The sequence below is a fragment of the Sinomonas sp. genome (assembly GCF_036848755.1).
Classification (GTDB): Bacteria; Actinomycetota; Actinomycetes; order Actinomycetales; family Micrococcaceae; genus Sinomonas.
This window is the reverse complement of record NZ_DAIUJO010000108.1, coordinates 1-8,684: the sequence shown is the minus strand read 5'-3', so window position 1 is coordinate 8,684 and position 8,684 is coordinate 1. Positions and strand designations below refer to the sequence as shown.

The window sequence follows — 8,684 nt, the reverse complement described above, 5'->3', positions numbered from 1 at the left end:
GAGTTCGGACGCGGCCCATCCTGGCGGACGGCCCGACCGCTCCACCTCCCGAGACGGCGGAACCGGGCTCCGCGGGAGTCCCAGGTCCTCCCGGCACCGGGCCAGGCCCCGTGCGGGGGCATGGAATCACTGCTCGCTCCCGTCTTCGAACATGGGCTGCCCGGAAGGGATGGCTGCTGGCGTGGCTGGCCACACTTCCTGTGGTGCTGCTCAGGGCCGGCACCCTCAGTGAGACGGACACCTTCTGGGAAGTGCGCACCGGCCTGCTCGCCATCGCGAAGGGGAGCCTTCCGGCCGCCGACCCCTTCTCCTGGACTGTGAACGGTCAGCCTTGGACCCTGAACTCATGGGGGTTCGATGTCCTGGCAGCCCTCGCGTACAGGGCTGCCGGGCTGCCCGCGGTCGCTCTCGCCTGCGCTGGGATGGCCGCAGCCGCTTTCGGGCTGGTGCTGCTCCAGGCACGCGTGCTGGGTGCCAGGGCGCCAGTCGCCTCCGCCGCCGTGCTGCTCGTCTCGCCGCTGCTGATTGCGTGGTTGTCCGCACGACCCCAGCTCGTGGACTACATCGCGGTTCCGGCGCTTGTGCTCCTGCTCCAGCGGCTCGTCGCCGGCCGCGCTGGCCTCCTGGCCGTTGCCGGTGTGGGGGCCCTCACCGCGGCATGGGTCAATCTGCACGCCGCAGCCCTGCTGGGGGTCGCCGTCACCGGTGTGGTGACCGGCCTCGTGCTCGTCCGTCGCAGCACCAGGGCCCGCGGAGGCTGGTGCGCCGCGGCACTGGGCGTATCGGCTGTGTGTTCCTTCCTCAACCCCTATGGGGCTGGGCTGTTCGCCCAGACCGCGCAGGTCCAGGACTCATCAGCCGGGGTCGTGACCGAGTGGCAGCACATCGATCCCGCCGATCCGGCCCAGATGACCATGCTCGCCCTCGGCCTCGTGGCCCTGGCGATCGCCCTGCGACAGCGCGACGTGGTCTCTGTCGGCGCCCTCGGAGTCGCGGCGGCCGGGAGCCTCGGCGCCATCCGGATACTCCCCATCCTGCTGCTGCTGGCGCTGCCCGTCCTTGCGGCATCGGCTTCCCAGCCTCTGGTCAGGCGCTCCCTCCGGCGTTGGCGCGCCGTCGTCGTCCCTGCGGCGGCCGCAGGCCTCAGCGCCGTAGCAGTGATGGCCTTCCTCGGGCTCGGGCACCTCGGCCAGCCCAGCCCCGACCAGTACTCCAGCGCCGTCGTCGATGCCATCCCCTCCGGATGCAGGCTGTTCAACTCATACGCGCTGGGCGGCTTCGTCCTGCTCGAGCGCCCCGACGTCGAGGTCTCGCTCGACTCCCGGAACGACCTCTACGGACCCACACGCGTCCTCGCCGACCAGCGCATCCTCGAAGGCGAAGGCGATACCGAACAAGGGCTAGCAGGCGCCGGATGCGTCCTCATTCCGCCGGGCACGGCCTTGGGCGGCTACCTCGCGCACAGCAAGGAATGGGAGCGCACGGCCCGCGACAGCGCGGCGGAGCTCTTCGTACGCCGCCAGCCCGCCCTGAGCAGCAAGCCCGCATGCATCTCGCGCCGCGTCTTCTAGGCCTGGGCGAGGTGCCCGACCGAGGCGAGCGCGTCCGTGGCCTGTTCGATGAGGCGGGAGACGATCTCGGCGGCCGGCAGGATCTCCCGTATCAGCCCGGCGGACTGCCCGCCGAAGGGGACGAACTCCTCCATCCGGCCGTGCTGGATCCCGTCCACTACCTCCTGCCGGAGATCCGCTGCCCGCGCCGCCGCCCCGTCCTCGTCCGGCCCCCATTTCCGAAGGAAGCCTGTTTCGAGCGCGCGCGGGACGACGTCGAAGGCGCCGTTGGCCGGCTTGGGGAAGATACGGTCCCAGACTGGAGCCTTCACAGCGGCGGACGCACCCGCCGCGATGATCTCCTGCTTCCAAGCCTCGCTGATCGAGGCCTCGGCCGAGGCGAGGAAACGGGTCCCCATGTTGACGCCTTGGGCCCCCAGTACGAGCGCCGCCGCGAGGCCGCGCCCGTCGGCGATGCCGCCGGCTGCGAGCACTGGCACCGGTCTGATAGCGTCGACGACCTGCGGGACCAGTACGGCCATGCCGATCGTGCCGCCGAAGCCGCCGGCCTCGGTACCCTGGGCGATGACGATGTCGACTCCGCGCTCGGCGACCATTCTGGCCTGCTCGACGGTGTGGACCTGTTGGATGAACAGGGCGCCGGATTCGTGTGCCCTTCGTGGCCACTGGCCCGGGTCGCCCAACGCGAAGGAGACGACCGGCACGCCGAGCCCGAGGACCAGGTCCAGCGCATCTGGGTGGTCCTGAGCCCAGGTCTGAGTGAAGTTGACGGCGAAGGGCTTCTCGGTCGATTCCTTGAGCTGACGCACCTGGTCTCGTAGTTCGCCGAGGGGTCGGAAGGCGCCGCCCAGACTGCCCATCGCACCGGCGTTCGAGACGGCCGCCGCTAGCGCGGCCCCGCTGCCGAACGGGCCCATTCCGGCTTGGACAACGGGGTGCTGGATGCCCAGCAGGTCGCAGACTGGTGTTCGTATCATGGTTTCCCTCCAACACTGGCAGCCTTCGGCAAGGCGAGTGTAGGACTCTCGTGCCGCTCCGCGGGAGGAGCGGTGGGGAGGGTTTTTCGGTGGGCGGTCAGTGCTTCTCGATTGCCTCGAGGCCGCGTCTGAACGATGCCGCGACAGGCTTTCCCCCGGAGAGCCTGACCATGCTGCAGATCAGCTTCCCTGCGATGGTGGTCCCGGTGCGGTCCCACACGATGTGGACCAAGCTGCCGCCGCCCCGGGGACGGATGGTGGCGGAGACGTAGCTGCCCGGCCTGGAAAAGTTGCTCTCCTGGACCGTCCAGCGCACGGTTTCGGGGTCCGACCAGTCGTAGTGCTCTCGGGCCCAGACCTTCCCGCCGGGGCCCTTGCTTCCCTCGCGGGCTTCGGCGGTGGTCTGGCCGAGGGAGTAGACCTTGTACAGGGACGGATCGATGCCGGGCCAGAGGCGGGGGCGCTGTTCGGAGAAGTCGGTCAGGGCGCCCCGGACCTGTTCCGGAGTGGCCGTGGACTCGAGGTCGAATTCGATGGTGCTCATGCCACTAGCATCCTTGCGTCGGTGGGGGAGCGCATCGCGCGAACGCGCGATTCTTCGGCGGCGGGACCGGGGGGCCGTGCCCCTTGGGGCCTATTCGAGGTCGGCGATGGTCCGTCCGGTGCGGTCGGGGGCGACGAGGGAGAAGAGGAGGCCGGCGGCGGGGCCGAGGATGCCCAGGGCGAGGGCGAACGGCACGGTCCCGGCGAGAGTGAGGGCGAAGAGGGGGAAGATCCCGGCGCCGAGTCCGCGGCCGACGTAGTAGCTGGCGCTGGAGCCGGTGGAGCGGATGCGGGTGGGGAAGTACTCCGACATCCACACGCCCAGGACCCCGAACCCGCCTGCCGCGCCGGCGCAGAGCATGAGTGCCCAGAAGGTGGGCCATGCCCAGAAGTTCGCGCCGACGTGCGCCGAGTGGGTGCTCAGGAGGGCCAGGAACCAGACGAACCCGACCGTGCCGACGGCGCTGGCGAGGGTGAAGGCGTACTTGCGCCGGATGACGTCGGAGACGACGCCGGTGAGGGTGTAGGCGATGATCGTGGCGACGTAGCCGAGCAGGACGACGAGGCTGACCGTGTTCAGGGAGAGCTTCTGGGCCGTGAGCAGGTAGGTGGAGAGGTACGCGCCGACGGAGTTCGTGGTGAGGAACATAGCGGTGGAGAGAACCATGAACAGCACGGTCCCGAAGACGAACTGGGGCTTGAAGATGTCGATGACCGGGACCTTCGCGCGGCGGATCTCCTTGGGCAGCGTGCCTTCCCTGAGGTGCTGCTGGTAGGCGAGCCACTGCTTGGACTCAGGCAGGAGCTTGAGCGAGGCGATGCCGATGACGGTGCTGACGACGCCGATCGCGACGTATCCTGCGCGCCAGCCGAGGTCGTGGCCGAGGAGGGTGAGGAAGAGGAAGATCATGCCCTCCGTGAGGATCTCCCCGGCGAAGTACATGGCCTGGATGATGCCGCCCATGGTGCCCCGGCGGCCGGTCTTCCAGCACTCTGTGAACATCGAGAAGGACAGGCCGAACAGGCCGCCCATGCCGACGCCCGCAAGGAGCCGCGTGGCCATGAACATGCCGTAATTCACGGACAGGCCCCCGAGGATGGCGGCGACGCCGAAGGCCAGGACCGAGATCGCGAACGTGCGCCGGCGGCCGAGCGTGTCCCCGAGGGTGCCGAAGACGAACCCGCCCAGGATCGAGGCGAAGCCCTGGACGGTCGTGACGGTGATCAGGGCGATGGTGGAGACGTGCAGACTGCCGGAGATGTAGACCAGCGGGTAGCCGATCAGGTTCAGCTCCGCGCCGTCGAAGAGCGTCCCGAGCAGGGCGAAGGCCAGGATCAGGCGGATCTCGCGGCGCGAGTAGAGGGCTGCCATGCCCGCCGTCGCGGTTGGCTTGACTGTGGGTATCACGTGCACTTCCTCGTCGTTGAGGTCTATTCAAACTTGGGTGGTTGCGCCCGGGAAGGGGCGGTGCTGTCCTCTCGTGGCAGCCGGACCTGTGCCGCTCGGGAGGCGCACGACGGCGGGCGGGCCCCCGCCGTCGTGCGCTCGGCCTGGGCTCGGAGAACCCAGGCGCGGGCCATGCTCAGGCGCGGACCGGGGCGGCGACGCGGCCGAGGCCGGCCGAGGCGAGGGCGAGGGCGATCTCCTCGTGCGCGCCGGGGGCCAGGGGCAGCAGCGGGGTCCGGACGGTGGCGTGCTCGAGGATGCCGCGGGCTACGAGGCCCTCCTTGAGCGCGACCGTGCCCTCCATGTGGGAGCCGCGGTGGTAGACGTTCTTGGTCACGGGCAGGAGCCGGTCGTGGACCTCGCGGGCCTTGGCGTAGTCCTTGGCCTTGCCGGCTGCGATGAGCTCGACGAGGGGCTCGGGGGCGAGCCCGCCGTAGCCGACCAGGGCGCCGTCGACGTCGAACATGGTGTGCAGCAGGTACTCGTCGTGGCACGTGAGGATCTGCAGCTCCGGGAACGCCGCGCGCAGCACGGGGATCTCGGTGTCCCAGCGGCGCATGTTGCGCACGCCGTTCTTGGTGGCGAACACGCCCTCCTGCGCGGCGATCTCGAGCTGGGTGTCGAGGTTGTACGTGGCCTTCGTGACGTCCGGGTACTGGAACAGGATCAGCGGCAGGCCGCTTGCCGCGTAGATCTCCTTGTACCGCGACTGCGGGGCGCCCTCCTGGTAGCCGAACCGCAGCCAGCCGTGGGAGGGGTAGACCAGGCCGGCGGAAGCGCCGGCGTCGACCGCGCGCCGGGCCTCCTCGGCGGCGACCTTGTTGCCCTCGCCGGTGATGCCGGCGATGATCGGCAGCTTCCCGTCCACGGCGTCGCGGAAGGAGGAGATCACGAGGGCCTGCTCGGCCTGGGTCAGGAACGTGCCTTCCCCGGCGTGGCCGAGGACGACGAGGCCCTTGACACCCTCGACGCTTCCGAGCCAGCCGCCGAGGCGGTGGATCGCGGCGACGTCGACGTCGCCGTCGCGGGTGAAGGGGGTCACGGGGGCGGGGACCAGGCCGCGCAGATCGAGGGTGGTCATGGAGCTTCTCCTTCGGGTGGTGCTGACAGTGTTTCGATTCGGTTGTGCAATCGATTCCCTTATCGATTGCTTCGACTGTAAGCTGGTTCACAGGAGCACGTCAAGGGGGCAGGGAAGGGAACCATGGAAGCCAGGGAGTCCGGCGGCCCGCGGCCGACGATCGCCGACGTCGCGGAGGCCGCGGGCGTCGCACGCTCGACCGTGTCGCGCGCGATGAACCGCGAGCACCGCTTCTACCGGAGCCCGTCAGCGGCGCGGATCAGGGCGGTCGCGGAGTCCCTCGGCTACGAGCCGAACCCGACGGCGGCGAACCTCCGGCGCCAGCAGACCAACACGATCGGCGTGCTCGTCTCCCGGCTCACCGACACCGTGATGGCGATGCTCTTCGAGGAGATCGCCGCCGCGAGCGCCGCCCGCGGCTACCACGCCCTCGTCGCCACGACCTACGACGACCCGGCGCTCGAACGGGAGAGCGGGCTCGCCATGCTCGCCTCGCGCGTCGACGGGCTCATCCTGACGACCGCGACGACCGAGGGCGGGCTGTGCACCGAACTCGTCGAGCGGGGAATCCCACACGTGCTCGCGCTGCGCTCCTACGGGGAGAGCCCGAGCGTCGTCGGCGACGACGCCCTGGGCGGCTACCTCGCCACCCGCCACCTGATGGACCTCGGCCACCGCCGGATCGGCCTCGTCGCCGGCCCCGACCATGCATCAACAGCGATCTCCCGCCGCGAAGGCTACCGCCAGGCCCTGCGCGAGGCCGGCATCGCCGAGCCCCCCGGGCTCGTCTACCCGTCGACGTTCAGCATGGAAAGCGGCGAGGCGGCTGCCGAGGCCTTCCTCGCCTCCGCGGACCGGCCGACGGCGGTCTTCGCCGTCAACGACAACACCGCGTTCGGGTTCACTTCGGTGATCCAGCGCGCCGGGCTCGGCATTCCCACGGACGTCTCCATCGTCGGATACAACGACATCCCGCTCGTCGCGCGACTCCCCGTCCCCCTCACCAGCGTGCGCGTGCCCTTCGCGGACATCGCGAACGCCGCCGTCGATGCGCTCATGGACTCCATCCAAGGGCGGCCAGCCCGGGCGCCGCATCGCGTGCTCGCGCCCACCCTCATCCCGCGGGCCTCGACCGCCCGACCCGCCGTCCTCACCGAGGTGCGCCCTTGAGCCTGCGGGAGTCGATCCCCACAGTTCAGCACCGAGCCGGCGGGCCTGCACCCGTTACTCAGGGGGCCTGAAGCAAAGTCAAATCCGTTTATTGATCTTACAGATCGTGTCACTTTATGGTTGTGAGACGTGAGATCCCGATGGACGTACGCCCTTGCCGCGGCTTTCCTTGCCGTGGCCGGAAACCTGGCAGCAGGTTCCAGCGCCGAGGCCGCCGATTCTTCCCCGGTCAGGCACCAGGCATCGAGCTGTGGCCAGCTGACCGTGACCTCTCCCGCATCGCCCGGGGGGACCCTCGCGGCGGCCGAGGCGGGCGCCCCCGTGGGATCCCCGATCTTCGCCAAGGCTGCGGCCCTGCACGTGAAGTGGCTCCCGACCTTGGACTGCAGGCAGGTCGCATCGCGTCACACCAAAGTGCCCGCCAGCTCCGCGGCCTACAGCTCGTCGAACTGGTCCGGCTATGCAGCCCAGACTTCCGCACCGAACTACGCCCAGGCCGAGTGGACCGTCCCGGCAGTGACCGGGAACGGGAACCAGCCGGCGTACTCCAGCATCTGGCCCGGCATCGGCGGGATGGACTCGACCAACGAGCTGATCCAGGACGGCACCGAGCAGGACGCTGCGACCAACGGGCAGACGAGCTTCTTCTGGTTCGAGCTGTACCCGATGGAGAACGAGATGGAGATCACCAACCTTGTCCCCAACGTCGGCGACGACGTGGCGACGCACGTGCACTGGGCCAACGGAACCGCGGACTTCACGCTGTGCGACTACACCCAGAGCACGTGCGTGACTGGTTCCCAGGCCTCGCCCGCTCCCGGCAACTCCGCGGAGTGGATCGTCGAGCGGCCCACCATCAACGGCTCCCTTCCTGACCTGGCGAACTATGGCCAGGTCAACATCACCCACGCGTACTACGACGTGGACGCAGCAGGGAACGTCCAGTACACCCCCGCGAACGGCGCAGATTCGCTCGTCATGCAGGACTCCACGGGTCACACCATGGCGTACCCCGGGGGCCTCTCGCCAGACGGAACCTCCTTCGCCGACCACTGGGAGTCATACGGGAACGCGCCGGTGGCCTCGTTCACCGCCAGCCCCACGTCGGGAACCGCTCCGCTGTCGGTGGGCTTCACCGACACGTCCGCCGGCTCCCCGACCTCGTGGTCCTGGAACTTCGGCGACGGGTCGACGTCGACGGCGCAGAATCCGTCCCACACCTACACCACGGCCGGGACGTACACCGCTACCCTGACCGCAACCAACGGCAACGGCTCGAGCACTTCCACCGCGACCATCACGGCGATGACGCTCGCCCAGGCGATGGACGCCAAGGCCGCCCAATGGGGCCTCGGGGCAGCGACCGGCGCCGTGACTCCGATCCGCGACGGGGGCTACTACCGCAACTACCAGTACGGGGCCGTGATCGCCGCCCCGTCCGGAAGCCTGTACGTCTCCCACGGGGCGATCCGCGGGGAGTGGGCCGCGCTCGGGTTCGAGAACGGGGTCATGGGCTATCCCTCCACGGACGAGGTCGGGGGACTGGTCGACGGCGGCGTCTACCAGAACTACGACGGCGGGGCGATCGTCTGGTCCCCGGCCACCGGGGCGCACGAGTCGATCGGGGCGATCCGTTCCGAATGGCAGTCCACGGGCTTCGAGCGCGGGGTCCTGGGCTACCCGGCCACGGAGGTGGTCACCGGGCTCCTGAACGGCGGGTCGTACCAGAACTACCAGGGCGGGGCGATCGTCTCCTCTCCGGCCGCGGGCACGCATGAGTCGATCGGGGCGATCCGTTCCGAATGGCAGTCGACCGGCTTCGAGCGCGGGGTCCTGGGCTACCCGAGCACCGACGTCGTCACCGGTCTGGTCAACGGCGGCTCGTACCAGAACTA

At 69.6% G+C, this 8,684-nt stretch carries 7 protein-coding genes; 3 read left to right on the top strand and 4 right to left on the bottom strand.

All coding sequences use genetic code 11. The features are described 5' to 3' along the window. Positions 1-203 precede the first annotated feature (203 nt). Positions 204-1,571 carry a hypothetical protein gene (locus tag V7053_RS15085; RefSeq protein ID WP_334173089.1) on the top strand — a complete coding sequence of 456 codons (1,368 nt, stop codon included), beginning with the start codon at positions 204-206 and terminating at the stop codon, positions 1,569-1,571. Here the strand turns inward: V7053_RS15085 and V7053_RS15080 are convergent. From V7053_RS15080 to V7053_RS15065, 4 genes are all read right to left on the bottom strand, one after another. Continuing rightward, complete coding sequence (locus tag V7053_RS15080; protein WP_334173088.1) at positions 1,568-2,548, bottom strand: NAD(P)H-dependent flavin oxidoreductase; 981 nt, start codon at positions 2,546-2,548, stop codon at positions 1,568-1,570. The genes V7053_RS15085 and V7053_RS15080 overlap by 4 nt on opposite strands. A 97-nt stretch (positions 2,549-2,645) precedes the next feature. After that, entirely contained in the window at positions 2,646-3,092 is a 447-nt protein-coding gene (locus V7053_RS15075) for an SRPBCC family protein (protein ID WP_334173087.1), read from the bottom strand. A gap of 90 nt (positions 3,093-3,182) precedes the next feature. After that, positions 3,183-4,499, bottom strand: a complete 1,317-nt coding sequence (locus V7053_RS15070; RefSeq protein WP_334173086.1) for an MFS transporter — start codon at positions 4,497-4,499, stop codon at positions 3,183-3,185. 175 nt (positions 4,500-4,674) lie between these two features. Then, complete coding sequence (locus V7053_RS15065) at positions 4,675-5,619, bottom strand: dihydrodipicolinate synthase family protein (RefSeq protein ID WP_334173085.1); 945 nt, start codon at positions 5,617-5,619, stop codon at positions 4,675-4,677. 123 nt (positions 5,620-5,742) lie between these two features. On the opposite strand from V7053_RS15065, the gene V7053_RS15060 reads away from it, so the two are divergent. Both V7053_RS15060 and V7053_RS15055 read left to right on the top strand, forming a co-directional pair. Then, positions 5,743-6,789: a LacI family DNA-binding transcriptional regulator gene (locus V7053_RS15060; RefSeq protein WP_334173084.1), complete on the top strand. Its 1,047-nt coding sequence runs from the start codon at positions 5,743-5,745 to the stop codon at positions 6,787-6,789. 264 nt (positions 6,790-7,053) lie between these two features. Then, positions 7,054-8,684: G1 family glutamic endopeptidase (locus V7053_RS15055; RefSeq protein WP_334173083.1), on the top strand; the 1,631-nt coding region annotated here is incomplete at its 3' end.

What these genes read in the sequence shown, in the direction of transcription:
- V7053_RS15080 (WP_334173088.1), bottom strand. Translation starts at nt 2,548, where the DNA reads ATGATACGAACACCAGTCTGCGACCTGCTGGGCATCCAGCACCCCGTT.
- V7053_RS15075 (WP_334173087.1), bottom strand. Translation starts at nt 3,092, where the DNA reads ATGAGCACCATCGAATTCGACCTCGAGTCCACGGCCACTCCGGAACAG.
- V7053_RS15065 (WP_334173085.1), bottom strand. Translation starts at nt 5,619, where the DNA reads ATGACCACCCTCGATCTGCGCGGCCTGGTCCCCGCCCCCGTGACCCCC.
- V7053_RS15060 (WP_334173084.1), top strand. Translation starts at nt 5,743, where the DNA reads ATGGAAGCCAGGGAGTCCGGCGGCCCGCGGCCGACGATCGCCGACGTC.